General features: G+C 48.6%; 16 protein-coding genes and 1 pseudogene. 8 read left to right on the top strand and 9 right to left on the bottom strand.

Annotated features, from left to right (window positions below; genetic code table 11):
- Window positions 1-21 precede the first annotated feature (21 nt).
- From QNN88_RS10300 to QNN88_RS10315, 4 genes are all read right to left on the bottom strand, one after another.
- Window positions 22-1,041, bottom strand: a complete 1,020-nt coding sequence (locus QNN88_RS10300) for a hypothetical protein (protein WP_414240134.1) — start codon at window positions 1,039-1,041, stop codon at window positions 22-24.
- 97 nt (window positions 1,042-1,138) lie between these two features.
- On the bottom strand, window positions 1,139-2,167 hold the full coding sequence (locus QNN88_RS10305) for a hypothetical protein (protein ID WP_414240135.1): 1,029 nt from the start codon (window positions 2,165-2,167) through the stop codon (window positions 1,139-1,141).
- An 86-nt stretch (window positions 2,168-2,253) separates the two neighbouring features.
- Complete coding sequence (locus tag QNN88_RS10310) at window positions 2,254-7,440, bottom strand: Ig-like domain-containing protein (RefSeq protein ID WP_414240136.1); 5,187 nt, start codon at window positions 7,438-7,440, stop codon at window positions 2,254-2,256.
- Window positions 7,441-7,904: 464 nt separating this feature from the next.
- Window positions 7,905-8,294: a hypothetical protein gene (locus QNN88_RS10315; RefSeq protein ID WP_414240137.1), complete on the bottom strand. Its 390-nt coding sequence runs from the start codon at window positions 8,292-8,294 to the stop codon at window positions 7,905-7,907.
- 192 nt (window positions 8,295-8,486) lie between these two features.
- On the opposite strand from QNN88_RS10315, the gene QNN88_RS10320 reads away from it, so the two are divergent.
- On the top strand, window positions 8,487-9,188 hold the full coding sequence (locus tag QNN88_RS10320; RefSeq protein ID WP_414240138.1) for a bactofilin family protein: 702 nt from the start codon (window positions 8,487-8,489) through the stop codon (window positions 9,186-9,188).
- A gap of 49 nt (window positions 9,189-9,237) precedes the next feature.
- Here QNN88_RS10320 and QNN88_RS10325 read toward each other — a convergent pair whose 3' ends face one another.
- On the bottom strand, window positions 9,238-9,975 hold the full coding sequence (locus QNN88_RS10325) for a helix-turn-helix domain-containing protein (RefSeq protein WP_414240139.1): 738 nt from the start codon (window positions 9,973-9,975) through the stop codon (window positions 9,238-9,240).
- A gap of 1,259 nt (window positions 9,976-11,234) precedes the next feature.
- Here QNN88_RS10325 and QNN88_RS10330 point away from each other — a divergent pair.
- Window positions 11,235-15,254 (top strand): autotransporter outer membrane beta-barrel domain-containing protein, encoded by a 4,020-nt coding sequence (locus QNN88_RS10330; protein WP_414240140.1) that lies wholly within the window; start codon window positions 11,235-11,237, stop codon window positions 15,252-15,254.
- Between the two features lie 114 nt (window positions 15,255-15,368).
- Here the strand turns inward: QNN88_RS10330 and QNN88_RS10335 are convergent, their stop codons facing one another.
- The 3 genes from QNN88_RS10335 to QNN88_RS10345 all read right to left on the bottom strand — a co-directional run bounded on the left by QNN88_RS10335 (window position 15,369) and on the right by QNN88_RS10345 (window position 18,930).
- The gene (locus QNN88_RS10335) at window positions 15,369-15,869 is read right to left on the bottom strand and encodes an NlpC/P60 family protein (RefSeq protein ID WP_414240141.1); all 501 of its coding nucleotides are present in this window, start codon (window positions 15,867-15,869) and stop codon (window positions 15,369-15,371) included.
- Between the two features lie 1,363 nt (window positions 15,870-17,232).
- Complete coding sequence (locus QNN88_RS10340) at window positions 17,233-17,754, bottom strand: hypothetical protein (protein ID WP_414240142.1); 522 nt, start codon at window positions 17,752-17,754, stop codon at window positions 17,233-17,235.
- A 288-nt stretch (window positions 17,755-18,042) separates the two neighbouring features.
- Window positions 18,043-18,930 (bottom strand): hypothetical protein, encoded by an 888-nt coding sequence (locus QNN88_RS10345; RefSeq protein ID WP_414240143.1) that lies wholly within the window; start codon window positions 18,928-18,930, stop codon window positions 18,043-18,045.
- A gap of 924 nt (window positions 18,931-19,854) precedes the next feature.
- Here QNN88_RS10345 and QNN88_RS10350 point away from each other — a divergent pair.
- The gene (locus tag QNN88_RS10350; RefSeq protein ID WP_414240144.1) at window positions 19,855-20,538 is read left to right on the top strand and encodes a hypothetical protein; all 684 of its coding nucleotides are present in this window, start codon (window positions 19,855-19,857) and stop codon (window positions 20,536-20,538) included.
- A 63-nt stretch (window positions 20,539-20,601) separates the two neighbouring features.
- Here the strand turns inward: QNN88_RS10350 and QNN88_RS10355 are convergent.
- Window positions 20,602-20,715: pseudogene (locus tag QNN88_RS10355) on the bottom strand (integrase); the annotation flags it as partial.
- Window positions 20,716-20,843: 128 nt separating this feature from the next.
- Here QNN88_RS10355 and QNN88_RS10360 point away from each other — a divergent pair.
- Genes QNN88_RS10360 through QNN88_RS10380 form a run of 5 tightly spaced genes read left to right on the top strand, consistent with a single transcriptional unit; the run spans window position 20,844 to window position 25,451 of the window.
- Complete coding sequence (locus tag QNN88_RS10360; RefSeq protein ID WP_414240145.1) at window positions 20,844-21,728, top strand: ParA family protein; 885 nt, start codon at window positions 20,844-20,846, stop codon at window positions 21,726-21,728.
- Window positions 21,725-22,099 carry a hypothetical protein gene (locus tag QNN88_RS10365; protein ID WP_414240146.1) on the top strand — a complete coding sequence of 125 codons (375 nt, stop codon included), beginning with the start codon at window positions 21,725-21,727 and terminating at the stop codon, window positions 22,097-22,099. The genes QNN88_RS10360 and QNN88_RS10365 overlap by 4 nt, the downstream gene beginning before the upstream one ends.
- On the top strand, window positions 22,092-23,447 hold the full coding sequence (gene dnaB, locus QNN88_RS10370) for a replicative DNA helicase (protein ID WP_414240147.1): 1,356 nt from the start codon (window positions 22,092-22,094) through the stop codon (window positions 23,445-23,447). Before QNN88_RS10365 ends, dnaB begins: the two co-directional genes overlap by 8 nt.
- Window positions 23,444-24,928 (top strand): ParB family protein, encoded by a 1,485-nt coding sequence (locus tag QNN88_RS10375; RefSeq protein WP_414240148.1) that lies wholly within the window; start codon window positions 23,444-23,446, stop codon window positions 24,926-24,928. The genes dnaB and QNN88_RS10375 overlap by 4 nt, the downstream gene beginning before the upstream one ends.
- Window positions 24,912-25,451 (top strand): DUF2857 domain-containing protein, encoded by a 540-nt coding sequence (locus QNN88_RS10380; RefSeq protein WP_000938045.1) that lies wholly within the window; start codon window positions 24,912-24,914, stop codon window positions 25,449-25,451. Before QNN88_RS10375 ends, QNN88_RS10380 begins: the two co-directional genes overlap by 17 nt.
- Window positions 25,452-25,466 lie beyond the last annotated feature (15 nt).

The following is a 25,466-nucleotide window of genomic DNA, read 5'->3' on the forward strand; positions in this document are numbered from 1 at the left end:
GCTATACCCTTTGTTTTCGCATTATTGAGTATTAGCCAGTGTAGGCTTAAAACTAAAATCAACGCTGCTTTGAATCCCCGTTACGCTCTGTTCTGAAAATAGCCAGTCTGGTTTATTCAGATCCAGTTGCGTCAACACGGGTTTCGCCACCAGCGGAACGTCGAGTTGCCCCACACCGTCCGTCACCGGGATGGTAAGACTCACCTTTTTACCCGGTGACACGCCGGATTGATTGTAAAGCAGTATTAAACCCAAATCTTCTTTATTGGTCTTAAAGGCCCCCGCATTGCCTGATAATGCTGTGCCCGCTAACGACAAATCCCCCGATACAGAGGTTAATGATGAAAGTACCTGAGCGGAGGAGCCTGTACAGTTGAGGGCAACTTTGGGGGGGCTTACAGGCTGAGTAGCGCTACCGGCAAACACTTGATCGGTACTGAACCCACTTAGCGTAAAACTGTCATTACTGAGTGTCGACGTACAATCTACTGAACCGATATTTCCCCAACCAGAAATCAGAAAGTTGTAATTCGAATTGGCCTGATTATTTAACCCCCCTTCACCATCCAGTTGAAACAATGACAGTTTGTCTGAAACTCCGGTGGTATCAATATCGCCATCTTTTACCAGATATGCCTGAATGGTCAGTGGCTTTGTCTCTTTACCTTTACTGATATTCCAGTGTGTATCAACACGATCGCTGTTTACATCCCCTGAACTGTCGAAAACGCCTAAATCCGTACCGTTAAGAATGACCCCCATTTTTACACCCGTCGGTAGATTTTGTTCTTTTCTTTTCGGAAAGGGGTAAACATAAACGTCTTCCGTTATAGACGTCGTACACGTGATATTTCGACTGTAGGTTGGCGAACGCCATATCACCTCGCCATCGGCCGTTCCTGATAAATAGACGATATTATCAAGCGTGACTTCATCGGTAATATTGCTGGTCTTTCCATCATAATAGCAGGACAGCGCATAAGCCGAATGACAAAAAAACAGTGCTGATAGTGCATTTCCTGTGATCAATAACCGACGCATTTTTTCTCCTTCAATATATGCGCAGGAGACACTGCAATTGAGTGCCCCTACGTAGATTTTTTTCACGACTTTTTATTTAGGGTCATCAACGAACATATTATTGAACATTCGCTAACGTGGGTGAGAAACTAAACGTGATATTGCTGCTAATTCCTGAACTGTCCTGTTCGGAAAAGAGCCATGCCGGATCATTCAGCGCCAGAGTAGACAACCCCGGTTTCGCGACCAGAGGTACGTCAAACGAACCCACGCCATCCACTACAGGAACATCAATGGTGATTTTTCCCCCAGGGGCAATTTCTGAACCGCTATAAAGCAACGTCAGACCCAGGTCATCTTTGCTGGTCTTAAAGGCAGCAGAATTCCCCGCCATACCATTGCCGGTAAAAGAAAGATCGCCTGATATGGAGCGCACCGCAGCCAATGCCTGAGATGACGAACCTGTGCAGGTTAGCGAAACCCGGGGCGCCGAGACAGGTTTACTGTACCCACCAGAAAATATTTGATCGGTACTGGCCCCAGTCAGCGTAAAACTTTCATGGTCGATAGTGGGAGAACAATCTATTGAACCGATATTTTCCCAACCGGAAATGAGAAAATTATAGTTTTGACCCGTTCTGTTTAAGCCACCCTGCCCATCCAGCTGGAAAAGGGAGAGTTTGTCAGAGGCGCCTGCCGCATCGATGTCACCGTCTTTCACCATATAGGCCTGAATCGTGAATGTACGTGGGGCACTTGCGGTATTAATTGCCCATGAAAGATTGATCCTGTCACTTACGGGATCGCCCGTATTGTCGAAGGTTCCCAAATCGTTACCATTAATGATGACGCCTAATTTCACGCCTTGTGGTAATTGCTGTTCAGTTCGATAAGGAAAGGGGTAGAGATAAACGTAATCCGTGCCAGATTGCCCCGGATTCAAACGGCAGGTGACATCGCGGGTATAGGTATCTGAGCGCCACACTACGGAGCCATTCGATGTGCCTTTCAAAAAAACGATATTATTCAGAGTAACGACATCGGCAACATTCGACGCGCTATTACCATAATAACACGTCATCGCCAGCGCATTTCCGGAAAAAGAAAACACCAGAAAAAGCATGATTAACTTCGATAATTCGCCCATTTTTCACTTATGAAACGTAAATAATATAATGAATAAAATGACGTTGCCATCTTATATTTTAATAGCAACGTCATTGACCTGAATGATTAATTCACAGCGATATTCAGCGTTGACTTATAAACGCCAACAGCAATCGCTTTCATTCCCTCCACGGAATTTCCGGCATTGGTCACCGTCACGGAACCCGAGCTTGCTTTTGTGGCGGTCATCGTTGCCGTATAAACGCCGTCGGTTTCCTGAACAGCGCTAATCACAGCACCGGTCAGATCCGTTGGACTAAACGTGATATCCGCTCCCGTCACAGGATTACCGTTTTTATCAATTGCCGAGAACGTTAACGTTAGCGTGGTTTTCCCGTCCGACGGAATAATGGTTTTATCCACTGTAAAGGTAGATTTCGACGCATCCACATCTCCGGATTTGAAGCTAACCGCAACGTTCTTACCGGTAGAATCCGCCGCTGTCGTCGCCGTGGCGGTCCACGATCCTGCATGAGTACTCGTCATCGTCACGGTCGCCTTCCCGTTGTCATCCGTCACCGCCGAATTGCCGCTCAAAACGGCATTCGAGTCAGCTTTGAAATTGACGGTCGCACCGCTCACCAGGTTGCCACTGGCGTCACTGACAACAGCGGTCAATGTGGATAACGCCGTGCCATCCGCCACGATACCGCTGGCGGGATCCGCACTGAGCGTCGTCACTTTGGCGGTTTTACTGTCAGCAACAAATGCAACCTTCGCCGTTTTCCCCGTTTTATCGGACCCGGTAGTCGCATTTACGCTATGCTCACCGGCTTTCGTACTGGTTAACGTCACCAATATCTGACCACTGGCATCGGTTTTGCCTGTCGTCGCGCTCAGTTTTGCATCGCCGTCAGTGGCAAACGTGACCACGGCATCTTTCACCAGGTTGCCCTGCGCATCTTTCACGGTAGCCGTCAGCGTACTTTGCGTCGCTCCATCGGCGGCCACGCCCGTCGCCGGAACGGCGTTAAGCGAATCCACTTTCGCGCTGGCGCTGTCAGCCGTAAACGTCACTGTGACCTTTTTGCCTGTACTGTCATTTGCGGTAGTGGCCTGAATCGCAAACGCCCCGGAGAGTAAACTGGTGACCGTCACTTTCGCCTGCCCGCTGTCATCAGTTGTGGCTTTCCCTGCGCTGAGTTTTACCCCAGTATCACCGATGAACGCCACGCTCACGCCTGGCAGAATATTGCCATTGGCATCTTTAATCGTTGCCGTCACCGTTGATGTAGCCTTGCCATCGGCAGTGACATCAGATGCAGGATCGGCAGCAATGCTATCGACCCGTGATGACGCAGTATCGCCTGTGTAGGTAATCTGGGCTGATTTCCCGGTAGGGTCCTGGTCGATTGTCGCAGACACGGTATACGTTCCCGCCGTTTTACTGGTTGCGGTAATTTTTGCCTGTCCCTGACTGTCAGTAACGGCGCTTTCAGCATTCAGCTTCAATGCCTGATCGCCTTTAAACGTCACGGTTTCACCCACCACAACGTTACCGTTGCTGTCTTTCACTGTTGCTGTCACGGTGGAAGCGACCACACCATCGGCAACCACATCAGATGCCGGTGAAGCAACCACGGTTTCAACCTTCGCGGTTTTTTCATCCGCAATGAACGTCACTGTACTCTTTGCAGAGCTGCCATTGACCGCGGCAGTAACCGTATAGATTCCCGAGAGGAGGCTTGTCGCACTCACCGTTGCCTGGCCGTTTTCATCGGTAACGGCGGTAGAGGCGGATAACTTCAGGGCTTCATTATCTGAACTGAAGGTGACCTTCGTGCTACCTAACACGTTCCCGTTGCTATCTTTGACGAGAGCGGTCAGGACAGAGGTGGTCGTCCCATCTGCGCTGACATTTTCAGCCGGCGCCGCAGTCAGGCTGGCGACTTTCGCGGTGCTGCCATCAGCGACGAATTCAATATCTTTCGACTGCGATTGTTGGTTAACGGTCGCGGTAACAGTAAACGTTCCCATCTGTTTGCTGGTCGCCTTAAACGTTGCCGTACCGTCTGCCCCCGTGGTGACCTTCGTTTCAGAAAGCGTCACGCCCGTGTCTGCGGATAAGGTGACATTGACTGCAGGAACCACATTTCCGTTGCCGTCTTTGACCAGGACCCGGAGTTCATCCGCCGTCACGCCATCAGCGACTGCGTCATTGGAAATGACTGTCAGCTCCCCTACCCCTGCCGTCGAGCTATCCGCTACCCAACCGATACTTGCCGTTTTCCCGTCAGCGTCATAGTCGGTTACCGCCGTAACGTGATAACTGCCTGACGTCGTACTTGTCGCGGTGGTCGTCGCCACGCCTTTATCGTCCGATACCGCCGTTGCCGATGCCAGCGTGATGGAAGCATCCGGTTTAAATGTGACCGTAGCGCCAGGGAGGATATTACCGTTAACATCAACAACCGTGGCCGCCAGCGTCGATGCGGTTTTCCCATCCGCAGTCACCCCGTCAGCAGGAGTGGCTGTCAGGCTCTGGATCATCGCCGTCTGGCTGTCAGCAACAAACGTTACGCTGGTGGTTTTACCCGTTTTATCGAATGCCGTAGAGGCACTGATATCATGCGCCCCCGCGGTTTTACTGGTGACGCTTATCTGAGCCTGACCACGACTGTCCGAGACGGCCTGAGTGCCACTTAATATAATCCCGGGATCGCCGGTGAATATCACATTGACACCCTTCAGCACGTTACCTGAAGCATCTTTAATCGTGGCAACCAATGTTGACGCCATTACCCCATCTGCCGTTACCCCTTGCGATGGCGTCGCACTTAACGCGTCAACAGAGGCTGTAGAACTGTCTCCTGTGAAGCTAATGGCAACGGATTTACCCTGTGAATCCTGGGGTGTTTTCGCATTTACGTTATAACTTCCCGCCTGTTGACTACTCACCGTGATACTGGCCTGACCGTCTTTGTTGGCGGTGGCCGTCGAATCACTCAGGCTAATAGCGCCATCCGAGCTAAACGACACGTTCGCGCCCGAAACCGGGTTGCCATTTGCGTCGTGAACAGTGGCCGTGACGGTCGAGTAGGCTTTTCCATCCGCAGTAATATTCTCAGACGGTGAAGCCGTGATGTCGGAGACAGTTGCCGTTGCGCTGTCAGGGGCAAAAGTGAGCGTGAGAGAGTCTGACGTTCCCGATGCGGCATGATGTACCGTTACCGCCATATCGCCAGCGTGCGTGCTGCTCGCCTTGAGCGTTATCTGTCCGTTGGCATCCGTGACACCGGAACTCTCGCTTAACGTGACGGATTTGTCCGCGCTAAAAGTCAACGGTGTTCCACTGACCGCATTGCCATGCGTGTCTTTGACGATAGCGGTCAATACCGCGACATCTTTGCCGTTCGCCGTCACCGTTTGTTTATCCGCAGACAGGGTAACGTTCCCTGAGCTTGCATCCGCGACAAACGACAGTGTGGTTGTCATCCCCTGCGTATCGGTCGTCGCAGTCGCATGGACATTGACGTCCCCGGCCTGCTCACTGGTAATCTTCACCACGGCATTGCCGTTGGCATCACTTTTTGCTGACCCCGCACTTAGCCGCGCAGAGTTATCCGCAGAGAAGGAGACATCCCCCCCTTTTACCGGGTTTCCGTTGTGATCGTTAAGGGTTGCGGTCACCACGGAAACGGTTTTACCGTCTGCAGTGATATTTTTAGCTGGATTAGCGACCAATGCCGCCAGCGATGCCGTAGAGGCATCGGCGATAAACGAGACGCTTTTTGTATCGGTATTGCCGTTATCCAGCGCGGCGAGCAGAGTATATTCACCCGCCTTCAAACTGCTTAATGAGACATCGGCTTTGCCGCTGGCGTCGGTCGTCACCTGGGTTTCACACTGGCTTTTTCCATTCATCAGACATTTCTTGTCCTTTCCGGACAGGGTGAAATCAACCTTCATGTTGGCTAAGCCTGTGCCATCCTTCCCTTTCACCCACGCTGTCGCGACAGCCTGATCCTGTCCGTTCGCCACAATATTATCGGCAGGTGTAACATTCAGTGAAATACCATTACTTGAGCGAATGAGTCCAATGGTGGTGAACGCTTGCGGAGAGTCATTGCCGTGGACATCCGTTGCAACAGCAGAAATGGTGTAACTATTCGCGGTGTCAGCATGGAAGCCGGGTAACGTTACCGCAAGAGATGTGGCCGAACTCTGCAAAATAGAACCACCCGCGGCGATAAGTTCAGGTGCCATCCAGTGGATATTTTTCAGGCCATATTTAGTATGGACATTCGCCGTAACGGTTACCCGAGACGCCGCTTCCGCGGTATCCGGCGCCGACAAAGACAGCCCTATCAAATCCTGTTTGCGATATTGCATCACAATCGCATTATTGCGATCGACAAAGTCATAACGGCTTCCCGCCAGGCTGCGCATCGCCGATACAGTTTCGGTATCGATCTGTTCATCCCATGAAACACCGAGACGATAATTGAATGAGACATCAACGAAGTTTTCTGAAATGCTTCCGCCCCGGTGACCTGCATTCAATGACATCAGGGGAAAAGGCGTATAATTTACACTGGCGGTCACAACGGAAGGCGAATCCTCAAGATCGTCTGGTGTGGTCGATGACGGGCTAATCGCGACATCTTTTCCATAATATTTTTCCCAGACAAGATCGGCACCCACCTGCGGATAAAATGGCAGCCAGGTCGAAGTACGAATATCAAAACCGTTCGCCGGACGTTCGTCATAATCTTCCATATCTGACAGTGGCGACTGGTGCCAGTCAGTTAAGCGGAAATAGCCGTTCGTCGCGAGTTTCAGGTAATTTGTCCACGCTTCCATGCCAACGCCGACACGAGAGTTATCCCCAGTGCTGTCATAATCCCAGAAACTATTGATGCCCAGCATCCAGTCACTATTGATCCAGTTACGCGCACCTAAACCTACATTATACGTCGTGCGATCGTCGTTTCTTCTCAGTCCCAACTGAGTGAAAAGAAACGTGTCTTTCTTATCCATCAAAGGTAGCAGCGTATTCACCTCGCCCTGCCCATCGCTGCTGTACTTCAGCTGAAAATTTGCTTTCTGCCCCAGCCAGTTCTGGATGGCATTATTAATCATGCCCTGTGAAATACCGCTGATACTATTAATACCCGCATTCACCGGGCTATCGGCGCTGGCGATAGACCAGAATTGCCGGAAACCTGAAAGCAAACTTTCACGATCCTGTGCATCTTTATTTTTATAAATATTTTTGTCTTTTACTACGTCGTCGGAGGTGTCATTTCCCATGTTGAGAGACGGTAATAACGTGTCTGAAGGTTTATCTGAAGCAGATTGAGAAGTTGTGGCAGTCAGAGAATGCGCATCAGAGGCAGCGAGAGTGTTACCTTGGTTAAAAAAAAATATTCTCTCATTATTATGGTCTGTGGAGGTAGCTGTAACTTTTGAGTCTATCTCTTTTTTTTCTGTTGCCGTTTGCTTTTCGCTCTCTGGAGAGAATACAGATGATTCTTCATTACTGTTTTGCCGCATCGCCTGCATATTATCATCCAGCGAATTTATTTGTACGGCATAAGCTGCGGGTGCTAACAAGAACACGCAGGCATAATTTAGTATCAACCATGATACTAATATTTTTCGGAAATATCTTTTCACTGCACTATCCTTATCGAAAAGAAAAAGCCTACAACTCACCAATTAAGTTATAATTAGCTAAACTTGCAGGCTGCTTTTTCAATCTAATTTAATCACCGTCAGATCGTGCTGACGGTTTTCATCTTTTTTCTGATTTCATTAAATGTCTCACTTTTCACACGATCACAAATCATATTAAGTTTATCATTCAGCGTCAGTGTCATTTGTTCACGCGGATCGTTTTCCATTAAAACTTCATTTGATTTATAGTAATCATAAGAATGATTGACCACATCAAATTCATTTCTGAACTTTAAAAATGAGTCATAATTCAATTTTTTCAATAACTCGAAGTTATCGACACACTGTTTTCCATCCGTTTTCTTTGCAATAACCTGACCGGTTGCGGTTTTTTGCACAGGCCGAGGCGTTGGCTTCACGCTACACGCCGACAAAGACACCACAGCCATTAAAGAAAATACAGAAGCCAATAAACGTTTGTTTTTCATACACCATCCCTTATAGATACAAAAACGCTTATGCTCGCAAACGCGCGAAAATAAACATTTATATAAACGATGGAGAAACTAACAAAAGCCACCACCCCGTGTAAATATAGAGTTGACGTCTCACGTGAGACTGGAAAATATAAGTCCTGAACCTTTATAATACCGAAACCTCAACGAAGAATCGGAAGATTGATGAAGCAAAAATGGACACATTATCAATACTCCTTTTTAAATAGCGCATTGTTATTGTGGTCTGCAGCACTCATTTTTAGTTGTTTAAGGATGTCAATCCATTCCTTTATTTGTGGCGCAGGCGCGGCAACATCTCTCTTATTTTATTCCATTAAGAAGAATATCATTATGTTCATGAAGAAAGACCGGCATGGGAACACCAGTATGAACGCAAATGTCAGCACCTCCTTTACCACACCCATTGACAAAGAAAACGCGACTTCAACAACCATTGAGAAAAAAAATACTATCATCGCAACCGGCACCCGTTTTGAGGGTAATATTATCTCCACAGGTCACATTTATATCAGTGGCGCCGTCTATGGAAACGTCCAGAACGAAGGTGGGATGATAAAAATTCATCAAAACGGTTTACTCGAAGGTGAAGTTGCTTGTGCTGAATTGATTGTTGACGGTGTGGTTAAAGGCGATTGTCGCGCAGGCGATATTGATATCCTCGAAAACGGAAAGATTGAAGGCATTGTTTTTTACAATAACCTCTCGGTCAAAAAAGGCGGGCGTCTATATGGTCAAACAGAGGCTGCACCAGAACCTGAGGAACGGGAGATGAAAAAGCCCCTCGACGAGATTGATTCCCCGGACGTTAAAGAACCCTCTGATACTGAACTGATGCCCTGTGACACGGAAGGTCAGCCGAACTAGAAGCAAGCCTCCCTCCATTAAAACATGGAGGGCAGCGTTAAAATGATTGTTAAAACGATTTAGGAAGCCGACACATCTCCTGAAGTCGCCCATTACTCATCCGAATATATTTCCCGGCTTTAAGTTCTGCCAGGATTTTCATAATCTGACTCCGAGAGATAGATGTTCGGGATTGTATAAAAGCAAGAACATTGGTTTCCTTCCTTATCTGTTCTGGATAGATCCAGAGTTCCAGTAACAGGCTACGTATTTTTTTATAAGCATCATAACCATTCAACTCAACCTGCTTTGCCAGCAGAACAAGAAGTCTGTGAGCTAAGATTTTCGAGATATCTCTCCAGATATCATGTTCATCGACTTTCTGAGCTAACATTTGTGGCGTCAGGATACGGATAGCACAGTCTGTTTCAGCCGTTAAACGATTTGAGAGTCTGAAATTAAGATTAAACATATCTGCATAGCCATCAACAAAACCAACAATATTTGGTGATCGCATTAGCCCAAAATGAATATCGCTTTTTCTCTCATCCAGCCTACAACTATGAACCCGAAAAATGCCTTGATAGACGAGAATAATTCTTGATTTTTGTTCATCCTCGCTGAGATTCATCGTTTCACCCGCAGCAAGACAGACTTCTTCACCGCATGATTTTAATTTATTTAGCACGTTCTCAATTGCATCAAATGGCCTTAATTTTTTAGATAATAAATATGGACTGTTAGCTTCACCTTCCAGATTTTGGTAAAGGGAAGCATCCTGTATGCTAACCTCGCTTATATCACTCATTTTCAGCCATCCTTATCGAATAATATCTTCTGCCATCAATGACACAATGGATAACAGCCATCATAAAAAGCAAATACCTCAGGTTAAGAAAAAATAAGGTATAATAACACCCAAATCAAGTCTCAAATGAGATTTGATATAATCGAAAAATTAATTAAAACTAACTCTACCGCAAACAGTGTGTCTGTTGCTTTATCTTCCGTTTATGCCTTGCGCATTTGCCGTCTATGGGCGGCATTTTTTTATTTTTTTCATATCCAACTTCTATTCCTCGTCAAAAATGAAGTCCTTAATTAGCCAGGTGGCATCCAAAAATAGACTTACAATCACCTTTCCCGGACATTACCCTGTCGATAGTGAAATACAAAAAGCAGAAAAGGAAGAAGAACTCCTTACAGGGGAGTAATAAAGAATCAGGAGGTATAAGTCATGCTTCACTTATACAGGCAGCCAAAGTACAGATTATCGTGTGGGTTGAAACCTTTCAGCCAACAAACTATTAGTGAATATCCAGAAGGTTAGCAAAAAATCGAGACTCGCGTCTCTTTTGAAAAAAATGCAAAGCGACATTCCCTTAAGAAACGGGACATTGTATCTAATTCCTAATCAGGGTCAACCTATAATTCATAAAATTCAAGAAAGATATAATCATTTGATTTTAAGAGAAATTTAATTAACGAGATTGCTATGTAATATTTTGTAATGCGTCTACCTTTTAAAGGTCATCTTTAAATGATTTAAGGTCAGACATAATGAATAAAAACAAAACTTCGGTTATTATCGGTTACCCTCTTTCGACGCTTACAATGTCTATCAGAAAAGCACTTCCGGTTCTGCTTATGACAACAATGCCCGTCTATGCGGCGACAACTATTCCTTCTCAAACATCGACCTATACGCTAACCGCAGGAACAGGCCCCTTTGTAATGCCTGCGACTAACACCATTAATTCCCCCAGCGGCGCCGGAATTACAGGTGATAATACATATGACTGGGATCTCTCTATCGAAACAGGTGCCGTCGTGCGCGGGGCTGAATTTGGCATTGTTTTGGGTTCTGCGAGTGGTAATTCGGTACTGAATCTGGGTGGGGAAATAATCACAACGGGCTACGGCGCTGATGGTGATTATGCAGGCATTAAACTCGATAATGGCGGGACGATTAACATACAGTCCACCGGCCGAGTCGACACGAACAGTGATGGGATTTATTTAACAAATGGCGGAACGATTAATAACAGTGGTTTCGTCAGGAGCGCTGTGGGCGTTTCGTCCGTGTATCTTAATGCAGGGACAATGACCTATACCGGGGACAGTACTTCCCGGATTGGTGGGTGGTATGGCATTCTGGCTTATGATGGAACCGCCACTATCAACAACTCTGGTCGTATTGATGTAGTCAATAATGGGATTTTTTATCAAAATAACGCCACGGGTTCAATAAACAACCAGGCTGGCGGGCTCATAAATTCAAGTAGCGAGTTGAATGCTGGAATAGAAATCAGTACGAACGGCGTTGTTGACATTAGCAATGCCGGGGAAATAAGCGGGAATACCGGGATTCTGTTCGGTTCGGCTGGTCATTCACTGCTTAATAGCGGCTTAATCACGGGCACCGGCGGAACGGCAATTTCATTAACCGGTGGAAATAACACCCTGACATTTGACACGGGCAGCCAAATCAACGGAGACATCGCCTCCGTCGCGAGCGGGAATACGTTAACGTTGAAAGGCAGTGGAACTCTCGACAGCAACCTCAGTGGTCTGGACAGCATTACTGGCGCTGGTAACAGCGGTGAAACCTGGCAACTGGACGGCGTAATCAGCACCGGTACCTCCGTGAATCAAACCGGCAATGGTGAAACGAGATTGAACGGCCTTAACACTTATTCTGGCGGTAGCGTAGTCGATGCCGGGACGTTAAATGCGGCAAATGTCAGCGGCCTGGGAACTGGCTCGGTCACGATCAATAATGGCGGCACGCTTGAGCTCTCCTATAACCTCGGCACCCTTACCAATACACTGATCAACAATGGCGTAGTCAACATAAGCGGTGCCTCGAACACCCTCAACACCTCGATTACCGGTACAGGCATTAACCGTATCAGTGGGAGCGGCACACAAATTACTGGCGATTACAGCGGATTTAGCGGCAGCTGGGATATTACGCGCAGCGGCCAGGTAGACATTACCGAAATACAAAATCTTGGGGGTTCGCCGGTTTTGCTGGATGGCCTTCTGACCGTGGGCCCGATAAGCGGCGATATGACATTCGCCAATGCGTTAACCGCAAATGGTTCATTGAGAGTAATAATGAACCTTACGGACAATACCTTTGATTTTACGTCTTCGGTAGGTAACGCTTTTACCGGTACGCTGGAACTGAACCGCGGCACGATGGCGCTGGAGGGAGACAATATCAGCGCCCTGAGCAATGCCACATTGTCACTGGGTAATGTCGGTATCGCCACGCTCGACAGTGACCAGACGATCGGCAATCTCACCTTTAACGGCGGTACGCTGGATGTGGCCATGTCCTCGCTTTCCACGCCCCATACTCTGACAGTCAACAATCTCAACGTAGACTCCTCTGCGACTTCGAATGCTGGCGTAGTCAATTTGCAAATAAGCTCGCTTCCTTCCGGTTCAGTGCCTGGAGGCAACTTCCTGGACCAGGATAATGTGCTCGATAATTCTATTCAGGTAGTTAAAGCGACAACGGTGAGCTCTCCAGGAAAACAGTTAACCCTGTTGCTGAATAATGTCGCGCCAGTGGATAAAACAGAGCTGGTTTCTGACGGTTTTGGTCACAATGACGTGCTGGCGACCTATGGGAATAGCGCTGTCATGAGCGACGATGCCAACGCGCCTGGCGGACCGGGACTCTATGCCGGCTATATGCTTAAAGCGCTTAACAGCCAGTCTACGGTGGTTCTGGATACCACGGGGGCGAGCAACACAGCGATGAGCGCACAACTGACTGGCGTGGGTGACTTCGAATTCCGTGCCAACAATGGAACGCTAACCGTACTGAATTCCGGGAACAATTATCAGGGTAAAACACAGGTTACCAGCGGCACGTTACAACTGGGTGGCAATAATGCGCTGGGGCAAACCAGCGCGCTGAATGTTGCCTCTGGCGCTACGACCGACATCAACGGCTACAGCCAGACGATCGGTGAGTTGAACGGTGCAGCGGGAAGTACGCTGGCGCTGAATCAAGGGACGTTAACCATTACCAATGGCGGCCAGAGTGACGGTGCGCTGACCGGAGGCGGCAACCTGACGCTGAATGGCGGTGAGCTGGTGATAAGCAATATGAACAGCGACCTGAACGCAGCGATCGCTGTCGATACGGGCGCCACTGTCCGTCTGGTCAAAGCTGGTACGCCTGGAAGTGGAGCAATGAAGCTCGACGGCACGTTAATTTTTGATGGCGCAACAAGCTCGTTGCTCAACCCGTTCAGCGGGGCTGGCGCAATAAATCTGATGAATAAGAGTGATGTGGTGCTGAACGCTGGCAGTGCGAATTATAGCGGCGCTGTGGACATTGCATCCGCCAGCCGTCTGACAGCGCAGCAAGCGTCAGCCCTCGGAAGCGCATCCATCGTCAACAACGGCGAACTGGTGCTGAATGCCAGTGATTCGTGGGCCTTTAATAATGCGATGAGCGGCAGCGGCGTATTAACTAAAGAGGGAAATGGGATGGTGACCCTCGCCAGCGGCTACGGCCACACGGGGGGGACGCACGTGGCGGCGGGAACCCTGGCGCTGGACACTCCGGCAGCATCGTTGTCCGGCGGTGGGCCAGTTACCGTTGATGACGGTGCGACGCTTGGCGGGTACGGTACTGTCATCGGTGACGTCACCAGCCAGGGAACGATCGCGGCAGGTGATGCGATAACCGCTCTGACGGGTGGGGCGGGTAACCTGACCATCCAGGGTAACCTGGATAACTTCAACACAGTTAATCTCGCGGGAAATACTGTCGGTAATACATTAACCGTCACCGGTAATTACACCGCACACAGTACGCTGGTACTGAATACCGTACTCGGTGGCGATAATGCCAGAACCGATAAACTCATCGTACAGGGGAATACCAGCGGTAATACTGATGTCTATGTGAATAACAAAGGCGGAAGCGGTATGCAAACCGACAAAGGTATACAGATAATACAGGTTGATGGCGAGTCTGATGGCAATTTTACCCTCGCGAATCGTGTGGTTACCGGCGCTTACGACTATAAGCTGTTGCAGGGCACGCCGACGGTCAATGACGGCAACTGGTATCTTCGCGTGCCGCTGGGCGATTCTGAGCCCGTACCGGTTCGTCCTGAAGCGGGCGCTTATCTGGCAGGCCAGGCAGCAGCGATTGAAATGTTTAGCCAAAGTTTGTATGACCGTGTTGGAGAAAGCCTGTTTGTCTCAGGTAATGGGCAGCAGGATCAAGCTCCATCTGCCTGGATACGCGTGTTTGGCAGCCGTACAGACAGCCGCAGCGCAGGGCAAATTGATCAGAACACCTGGAGTAACGGTATGCAGTTGGGCTTTGACCTGGCAAACAATCTTCAGGTACAAAACCGCTGGCAGATTGGGGTAATGGCCGGTTATGGCAAAGCAAGAACCGCCAACGAGACAAATGGGGAAAGCTATGACGCGCGTAGCAATGTGAAAGGTTACAGCGTGGGGCTTTACGGTACCTGGTTTGCTGATAGTCGTCCAGGCGGCACCGGTCCCTATATTGATACCTGGCTGCAACATGGCTGGTACAGTAACAATGTACAGGGTGAAGGCCTGCCGGAAGAGAAGTTCGATAGCCGGACGCAGTCGATTTCATTAGAGGGCGGCTGGGCGTTTAATCTCTTGAGTACGTCCCAGATGGACTTTTTCATTCAGCCTCAGGAGCAAATCATTTACACGCGCTATGATGCCGACGACGTGACGGAAGCCAACGGTACCAAAGTGAAAAGCCAGAATGACGGCGGCTTTAATAACCGTCTGGGAATGCGTGTCTACGGCTATTCGTCGGATGCAAAAGGTCACCAGTGGAAACCGTTTATTGAAGCTAACTGGTTATATAGCAGCTACGGTGACGCCATCACGATGGATGATACACGTCTTGACTCCGATACGCCGAAACATCGCTATGAGGTGAAAACCGGGCTCGAGGCTAAATTAGCCAACCAATGGAGTATGTGGGGAAATATTGGTACCCAACAGGGTGGAAACGGTTATCACAATATTGAAGGGGGCCTGGGTGTGAAATACACCTGGTAAGCGAGCTAACTCATTAGTATTAATGCCAGGATTGCGGAATAGACGTTCGCAATCCCGGCATTAGGGTTATCAGGATGGGCTAAATAATATTAACTTGCACATGTTAACTGTACATTAAGCAATGACTCTTCGGGCCATCAGGAAATGCGCTTGCCAGTAAGTATCGGATAACGTAGAAACCATAACTCCTTGAGAACTTGAAGCGTGGATGAATCTGTCTTTACCTACGTACACGCCGACATGTCTGACATTCGGTTTGATCATGAAAAAAACAAGGTCGCCTATGTCAAGCTGACTCTCCCCGACGACCAAACCGATTTGACTCTGCCCAAGGGTCGTTCGAGGTAGACGACGGTGCAATGTTTCATAAATTATTCTTCGCGAGAAAGCTGAACAATCTATACCGAACTGACTATCCCCTCCCCATAAATAAGGCGTTCCTTTCCAGAAGGAATATTCTTCCATTATCTTTTGGAGGAGTAAATCACTACCAGAACGGGGCTGTAAACCACGTTGCCAGGGATAAGCAGACCAGCTCTGGGTAAAGCCCTTATCAAACGCACCAGAAGAAAAAGATAAAACAAGAGCTACTAACAACAGAAATATTCTAAACATATTTAAAAGATACTTAAGTAATTTTTCCCTACTCTTTGCGCACAATGACTACCGATGTCTTGCTGTTGGAAATAAAACACGAAAAATTATCTTTCGGGCTGAGGTGAATTATCCTTTATTAGTATAAAAAAGCAACAACAGCATCTGTCTAAAATAAGACGTCTCTTGTTGAAAATCGCACACGGCACTCAGTTCTCTATTTGATAAATAACAAGAAGGCTTTATTACCCAACGATCGTGGGCAAAAAGGAAGCCTCGACGGTTAAAACACGTTTACCTCAGCGTAAGCCATTGTGTATAGTGGCTAATGATCTGTATGCCATTCTCCCGTCACATAATAAAGGCCACCGGAGTGGCCTTTGCCCTACTATTTATCTTAAGACCGGTTGCCCGCTCTGCAAAAGAGAAACCCGTTATCGACTCGTGTAATCCATGTGCTTGCGACAGGTCTCGCGCCCGAATCACCGTCAACACCGAAAACTCCCCAGTGCTTGCTGGCAGGTAAGATCAAAATCGTGGCGTGCCCCGCCAGTTTTCACTCGCGAGTGCTCATTTTGCTCTTCTTCCACCCGCCACGCACAGAGTACTCACTGGGCTGGCACCGGAGATAATGGCTCACAATCCCTCCCAGCTGAATTGATGCAGCCTTTTGGTGTTGTTATGCTGGTTCCTGGTGCAATGCCAATATGCTTCACGCTTGTCCCATCCGGGCCGATTGCCTCCGTGTAAGTCGAACATCCCATTAACAGGCATATCAATGCCCCCGATAGCATTGCTAATAGCGCTTTTTTCATTTTAGTTAACCTCAATTGCATTAGATTTATTTTCCTGGAATTCCCGCCAGGATTTCGTGGTATTTCTACCATTGACAAAGATATCTATTACTTTTCTGATTCGTGTGCAATTAAGGCAACGTTTCAGCGCTAAATATGCGTCTGGCATTATCCTGCTTCAATAATCATGTTGTCGGGCAAATCGTAAATACCGGTATGCGTTTATCTCTATACACAAACACGTCGTACGCGAACAGTTCATTATCACGTTCAACACATATTGCTCTCATTCCTGTACGGCAGCACCAGCAGACATAGCCGAGTCAGAAAATCTGACTCGGCTATGTCCCGGTACTCTGTCGTGATACTTAATCTTTTTGGCGTATCCATTGCACTCATACAACGATAATTTTTGTACTTCTCGCCAGAGTTGCAGGTAGGTTTATCAACGGGATAGTTTATCTTCCTTATTACCGCAGCTTCCGATAAAAAGATGTCAGTTAACCCGGACAAGACGAATTTTTCTTTTTAAGGAAGTGAACACTCTGTTATATTGATACCCACAAGAACGAAGATAACAGTAACAATGACTAACTTGGAAATTCTTTTATGAGAAAGAAGCGTAATTGCTTCAATGAAGACAACTTTTTTTTGGCTAAAATCTTACTGACCAGATTGTATATGGCTTGATCTGATAAATCTAATATGTTGGCGATGGTATGTACCTGATATCTTTTGCTCAACATTGCCACATTGAATTGCAGTATGGTCAAGTCGCTTAAGGAAAGGTATTCGGAAATATCTTTCGCTAGCGTCTGAACAGAAACTCCTTTTGCTTTATAGATTTGCTCAGAGAACTGCTTAACGGAAATATTGTCATCCACCCAACAATATTTTTTCAGATGCAACGAGTAAATCCCAGGATTTCCTGTAAAAATCAGTTTTTGGCTGGTTTTCACAGCCCCTTCGCAGAGAAAGCTTAACAATTCACGAAGCGATGTCTGACCATCGAAATGAATTATACAAATCCCCCTTGACTCTAACTCATTCTGGAAAAGATGAGTTACCGCCGTTTCCAAATAAATATTTCGTGTAACTATAACAGGCATCATAACAAACTATCGTCCCGCAGAATTAAACTGACTACGTGCGTTTCCTTTTGTCAATATCCGCTAAACGCACTGACTCCGACAAGACAAAGCGTATTAACTATTACGCATATATCTCTGCTATGTGCCCGGAGTCTTCCTCATCACAATAAGCAATATACAACTCATCAGCCTTCCGTTACAGGAGTATTGCCATCCAATATTAGATGGAAAATGTGCACTAAAATACTGTCGATAAGACCAGATATTACAGTTATTGTTTACATCGAGTATATTGTCAGTAAGTCATATTTACAGATCTGCGCTGGTGATTTTGTCCATAGGATTTATGAGACTGGATACTTTAACGGCGCTCTTCGCCATCCAGTCACGGGTCATTTCTTTTCCGGAATCCGCGTAGGTATCATTGGGATCATATAATGCCGCAGGCATCAAATCTTTATCCCAGGACTCTCCGCTATAGGATAATGCCTGAAAGCCTGTAGGATCGGATGGCTTGCTGATGACCAAATGTGAAATCTCGAAATGTTTTTTTTCAACGGGCCCCTTAAGTAAAATTTCCCCGGCGTTAAGAAAATGAACTGGCAGTGATTTATTTTCTCCTGCATGGAAAGTGAGTACCATTCCCAATAAAACATTCTCCTGGGGATGCGCAGCGTTAATACACTCATACATTGTAGAATTATGATTGCCAAGGGCAATAGACGTTGATGTCTGTAGCGCATGCTCATCCGAAGCAATGGATGTTGGAACCCAGCATGATGCGCTCCCGCCCATGGTAGCACCCGGAAATTCATTTGTGCCTTCAGAAACCACTTTTTCATCGAGTACAATGCCATTCCAGGAAAAATGGTTCGATGAAATCCCGCGCATCAACTGAAGATTGTCATTTTTCCACTCCTGATACATACGGGACAACGATTCCAGGTAATGATGCCCTATCAGCATTTCTCCGTCAGAGGAACGGTGCGCAATGACTTCAGCAGAGAGGGTAAATTTACCACAATTACCCAACTGATAGATATTATCCCACTGCGTCGTTTTTATCTCTATTTTCTCACCATTAATTTTCGCATATCCAATTTTAACGCCATGATTTGCATGGGGCTTATTACTGAGTACGTCGACGCTATGTGACTGAGAGGTCAATCTATTTAAAATACCGTTGAGAAAAGACATATTATAATCACCTTATAAAATAACCATTATCCATCTAATAACAAACAAAAATTCTTGTATCAGCAAGTGGACACTCTGTTTCTGGATTTAATATATTCAGATTAAAAAGTTTCAAACCAGAGACAGCGTTGTATAAAAAGGATACAGACAGAGTTTAAGCCAGGGAAATAGTTTGTTTATCTCATTTTAAATACACAAGCGTGTAATTTAGCTATGTAATAGCGATAATTTTAGACCAGGCGCTATCAATTTTGGAGCCAAAAAAAAACAGAATACATAACCTGCAATCAGGTCTGGAGGGCATATTGACACGGATGTGATGACTTTTAAGAGAGAAGCTCTCATACTTCCGCAAGGGTGACTCAACGTATTTGCCTGCTCCTTTCGAACCTGCTTCTCAGCAAACCGTGTCCGGTTTCAAAACCAGGATCGGTAAACATCTGCTTGCGTCGTCGGTTCTCGTCATTAAGATTATTTATCTTATTAATATAAGAAGATTCTATGCCATGTATGTAGGCTTTCAGTTGTAGTAAGTCACCTCGGATTTACCGGCCCCCTGCAGACATCCTGAACAGTTCGCCCGGCTTTATACGACGATAAACTGATGCTCCGTAACACGGGCTTTACACATAGTGATCTCCTTCGTTGGCAGATTGATTATGCCGCAGAATCTCTAAATGTGAATGGCACGGGATACTTACAACATAACCATAACCTCGCCTAGGGTTGTGTCCACATTACGTGGGCAGGATCAGGTCAACCGCGTGCTCGCGACCAATATTACTTGACCACTACCCCAATATTCCATGATATCAATCTACATTTAGACTTCCACTCTAATATACATGTGCTAAATTTTATAACATAAATATTTAAAAAACGTCTCAAATTCTTTGATACATTATAAAAAGGGAGAAATTACTTGTGATTGCAGACCACCCAACTAATTACCTACCTAGATTAGGGTTTGCTGAAATAAAATCTAAAGAAATTGAGCCCAAATGCGTGGCCAAAGAATTAGGTTTTGAGGAAGTTTTATCAAGTAGATCTATTGATGGCATTATAGATGCTGATCGAAAACTTGTAGATAATGGCTACACATTTATTGGATACCATGGGACCAACACTGAAAATCTTCGTAGTATGTTCAGTGAGGGATTAAACCCAATCTATTGTGGTTCAGGTGATGGTGAGGCCAGGGGAAGCGGATTCTATATTGCAAGATCACCTGGACTTGCGAACGATTATGCCGATTCATCTACGCTATCAGGTGAACCGCAACCGCCTAGATATGAAGCTTCTCGTTATGAAGGAGAAAGAGGGCAACAGGAGTTGACGAGAGTTTACGCTAAAAATTTTGCTTTATTTAAACTTGGCCAAGATCTAGCCTGGGGCGTTGAATCATCAGACGGAGATCCGAATGGTGATAGAAAAGTACAAAGTAATGACACCAGTCATTGCGGATTAGAGATAAATACACACGATTTGGAAATGGTTGTTTCACCGTCGAAATATCATGAGCTTGCTATACTGCCATCACTATACAGCGTGAGGTGTGAAGAACTGCTGAGTGGCATGCAAAAATGGCCAAATTATAAAGATGTTTAGTAAAGAAATTCTAAGGACCTATCGATGATGTGGTGATCGCCGACCTTGGCGGCTGCATTGGTCACTCCAACCGTCAATTCGGTGCAGGAGTTCCGGTAATCGTTTCAGCTCAAGCGCTGGCCGATGAACACGATTACTGGAAGCAACTGCACCTACCATTTCCAGGGCTGGATTGAAGGCCGGACTCGAACCGGCACGTATTTCTACGGTTGATTTTGAATCAAAGCGATCGGGTAACTTAACCTACTAACAAATCAGCGTTTTTACAGTGAAGTCCTTTTCAGAAAACGAAAAAGGCACTGGTTATGAAAAACGCAGATGCACTTGATTTACCTACACTAATTGCCGCCATCCTCTCCACCAAAGGTGGCGTGGCGAAAACCACCGACACGGCGAACCTCGGCGGCTACCTGGCCGATCAGGGGCTGAAAGTCCTGATGATTGACGCCGATATTCGCCAGCCAACGCTCAGCAGCTATTACCCTCTTGATAACGAAGCCCCCGGCGGGATCTACGAGCTTATCGCGCAAAACGAGCTGGATCCAGCCATCATCATCTCGCATACCTCCATTCCTGGACTGGATATCATCATCTCCAACGATCCGCGCGGCGAACTGATGAGCCTGCTTCAGGCCGCGCCGGATGGTGTGATCCGCCTGCGCCATCTGGTACGCCAGATAACCGGCTATGACGTCATCCTGATCGATACCATTGGCGCACGTACCATCGCGCTGGAAATGGTGCTGTTAGCCAGCGATCTTATTATCTCCCCGGTACTGCCGGAAATGCTCTCTGCACGCGAGTTCCTGCGCGGCACGCTGCAAATGTACCGGGATCTCCAGCCCTTCACCCGCTACGGCATCCCACTACCGCCACTGAAGGCGGTGATCAACAAGCTCGACCATACCAATGATGCCCGCGAAATTCATCACAACCTGCTTCAGGTTCTCCAGCATAAGCAGAAAGAACAGGAGCTACTGGTGCCTACCGAGATCCTGATGACGCCGGTTTATGCCAGCGTGGCCTATCGCCGGGCGGCATCGCTGGGACTACCGGTACATCGTCTCGATACTTCCCGCGCCAGAGGGCGGGCAACACCCTGCGCGGCTGAAACCATGCAGATGCTGGCTAAAGAACTGTTCCCGCAATTTCTCGCCCTGCCCCTTCAGCAGATGGAGGGTATCGCATGAAACGGAAAATCTGGCGAGCATTTTGCTCTTATTACGCTCAGTATCCCTTCGAGCAAGACGATGAAGTGATCGTGTTCTTTGAAGCTGCCGATCATGAAGAAGCGCGGGAAACGCTGCCGGTATTAATGTCGCTGCTCTGGCATATCCCACCAGAAAAAGTGGACTGCTACAACCTGGAGGATGAGAACGAACTGCGGGATACGTCCGGTTCGCTGACCGCCCCCAGAGACTGGCCGCTGTTTGAAATCGGCTGGTCCAACAATAAGCCGCTCTACTCCAGCGATTTACCGCTATTACTTCTGCCTCCACATCAACAAACCCGGCTGTGGGAAGCTTTTCTGGCCTGTCAGGAGGGTAATCGAGATGAGTAAGCGCAAGCGGCCACAATCGCCACACTCCGTCGAAGCGGAACAATCGGTGCTCGGCGGGCTGATGCTGGATAACGATCGCTGGGATGACGTTGCCACACAGATTTCCGCGCAGGATTTCTTTATCTCCGCGCACCGGACAATTTATTCCCATATGCAAACCCTGGTCGAACAGGGAAATCCCATCGACCTGATCACCCTGAGCGAATCGCTGGAACAGCAGGAACAGCTCGAACAAGTGGGCGGCTTCGCCTACCTGGCAGAGCTGTCAAAAAATACACCCAGCGCCGCCAACATCATTCCCTATGCGCAGTACATCGCGAGCTACGGTGAACTGCGCCAGCTTCTGCTATTAGGCAATGAACTGAGCGATATGGCAGGCCAGCCGCGCAGCAATGTGGCCGATGTACTGAACTTTGCCGAACAAAAGCTGTTTGCCATTGCGCAGTCGCATCAGGAGGGCGGCCTGACCGATATCAGCGCCTGCTTTGATAACGTGCTGGCAGGCATCGCTCAGCGCTATGAGGCCGAACGCGGTAGCCTCAGCGGCACGCCATCCGGACTGGAACAGCTCGACGCCCTGACCTGCGGCTTCCAGCCTGCCGACCTGATTATCGCCGCTGCTCGTCCCTCAGTCGGCAAAACCGCTTTCGCCCTGACGCTATGCGTGAACGCGCTAATGCTGCGCTCTGCTCAGCCAGTGCAAATCTACAGCATGGAAATGTCGGCGGAACAGCTACTGCTGCGGCTGGTTTCTCTGATTGGCCGCGTCTCGCAAACCCGGCTACGCAGCGGCGATCTCAGTGATGACGACTGGCAGCAGATTGGCATCAGTGCCAGCATCCTGATGAACGAATGGAAAGATCGCCTGCTGCTCGACGATTCCGGGATCCTCACCCCATCCCTGTTACGCAGCCGGGCCAGACGCTCGCTGCGCCAGTACGGGTCTCCTTCGCTGATCGTGGTGGATTATCTACAACTGATGCGCAGCGGCGGCGCGGAGAACCGTAATCAGGAGATCTCAACGATCTCCCGCTCGCTGAAAGCGCTGGCGAAGGAACTAAATTGCCCGGTGCTGGCGCTGTCGCAACTTAATCGGGCGCTGGAATCACGCCTTAACAAGCGCCCCTGTAATGCCGATCTGCGCGATTCCGGCTCTATCGAGCAGGATGCCGACGTCATCTTATTCCTCTACCGCGACGAACTGTACGATCCCAACACGCTGGATCGAGGCATCGCCGAAGTCATTGTCAGCAAACAGCGCAACGGCCCGATTGGCACCGTGCGAACCCGCTTTATCAGCGATCAAACCCGCTTCGAATCGCTCAGCCAGCAGGGAGTGGGGTCATGAACAACAAGCTGACTTCGACGGAACTCCAGTCCCGTCTGCTACAGGGCAATTTTGATCGGGAAAGATCGCCTGATGAACGGTTTGCCGACCCGCTTACGGAAACCTCGATGATCGTCACGCTGGAGCAACTTCGTCCTTTCGATCTCAACCCACGGTTGATGCGCAACCCCAACTATGACGACATCAAGGAATCGATCCGTCGTCGCGGGCTGGACACGCCGCCGCCAATCACCCGTCGTCCCGATCAGGAATGGTTCATCATCGCCAACGGCGGCAATACCCGCCTGTCTATCCTCAACGAACTGTGGCGCGAAACACACGACGAGCGATTCTGGCGCATTCAGTGTCTGTACAAGCCGTGGGCCGGTACATCCGATCAACCCATGCTGGGTGAACTACGCTGTCTGATCGGCCATCTGGCGGAAAACGATATGCACGGCAAACTCAGCTTCATCGAGCGGGCGCTGGGGATCAACAAGGCGCGGGAACTGTACCAGCAGGTGGAAAAGTGCCAGCTTTCACAGCGGGAACTGGCAGAGCATCTGAAGAACGACGGCTACCCCATTAATCAGTCGCATATCAGCCGGATGGAACAGGCGCTGGAATACCTGCTGCCCTGTATCCCCGAAGTACTGTACGCCGGGATGGGCCGCTCGCAGGTGGAAAAGCTGCTGTCATTACGGGCGGCATCATTACATCTCTGGCAGCGTCACGCCGCCGAAGACATCGGTTCCTTTGACAATCTCTTTTCCTCTGCGCTGTCGCTGTTCAACGACCAGCCTGAAGACTTTGCTATTGAGCGCGTGCAGGATGAGCTACTGGGGCTGATGAGTCAGGAGCTGAACGTTGATTACAACCTGCTGTTGCTGGACGTCGATCCTTCCGAGCAGAAGCGCCAAGCCGTGCTCGGCCCCACGCCGGAACCACCGCCTTATATACCGCCGGAAGAGCCTGAACCGCGTCCAGTAACGCGCAGGCGTAAACCTGAAACAGAGGAAGAAGAAGTTGGCGCGCCCGCTCCTCTGCCTGAACAAGAAGAAGCACCATCGCTATTGTGTGAAGGGACCGAACCCGTCACGGATATCTGGCGCATTCCACAACTGTGGGATACCACGGAGTCCTTACGATCGGTCAGCGATCGCCTGGCGTGGGATCTGGCTGAACATTACGCCATCGAAGACCGGATAATTTCAGATGCCAATGTAAATGGCATTGGCTTCCAAGTGATGCCATTCGCATCAGATCACTGCATGTTCACCCGGCCACAGTCCCGCGCCTGCTGGGCGCTGCTGGCGGCACTCAACGAGATCCCGCTGACGGAAGATCTGGCCTCTGCACTGACACCTGAACTCTTTTTTCAACGCGATGCGGACGGCTTCTTCTTCAGCGATGAATTCCTTATTAAAGCATTCCGGCTGATCCGTGTTGTCCGCCGGATCAAAGAATTACAGCAGGAGGCACAACATGTTGCCGACGATTAATCAGGCCGTTTTGTCACAGGTGATACAAGCCCTGAAGGACGGCAATGTGCGCTATTGCGAAGCGCTGGGCTTTGACCGCGAGGAGCTGAACGAACTGAATGACCTGACCTTTGAGGAGTTAATGCACCTGGGCAACACCTCGGCGCAGTTCCTGAAAATCACCATCAACCACGATGTACTGCGCAAGATGCTGGTTCAGGTGCGTCAGGAGCAGAAATTCCAGCAACTGGTCGGCCAGGCGGTGCAGCTTGGTGGCTCAATAGCGTTAATCAGCCACTACTTCGGTATCTCGACCGCTGAAATCAGCGCCCGTCGTCGGCTGATGGGGATCCACGTTCGTCAGGGGCGCAACCAGGTACCCGGCGAAGAGGAAGAGGCCGCCATCTGGAACCGCTGGCAGGAGATAAAAGTCGATAACATCGACTCCATCCCTGCACTGGAAGCCATGATGCTGCTGGCGCAGGAACGTTCGCTCTCGCTGACCGTGGTCTGGAATCTGATCCGCCAGTGGGAAAAAAGCTGAGTGACCGAGGGGAAG

This window comes from Citrobacter sp. ANG330, from assembly GCF_047467925.1.
GTDB classification, from domain to species: Bacteria; Pseudomonadota; Gammaproteobacteria; order Enterobacterales; family Enterobacteriaceae; genus Citrobacter_A; species Citrobacter_A amalonaticus_G.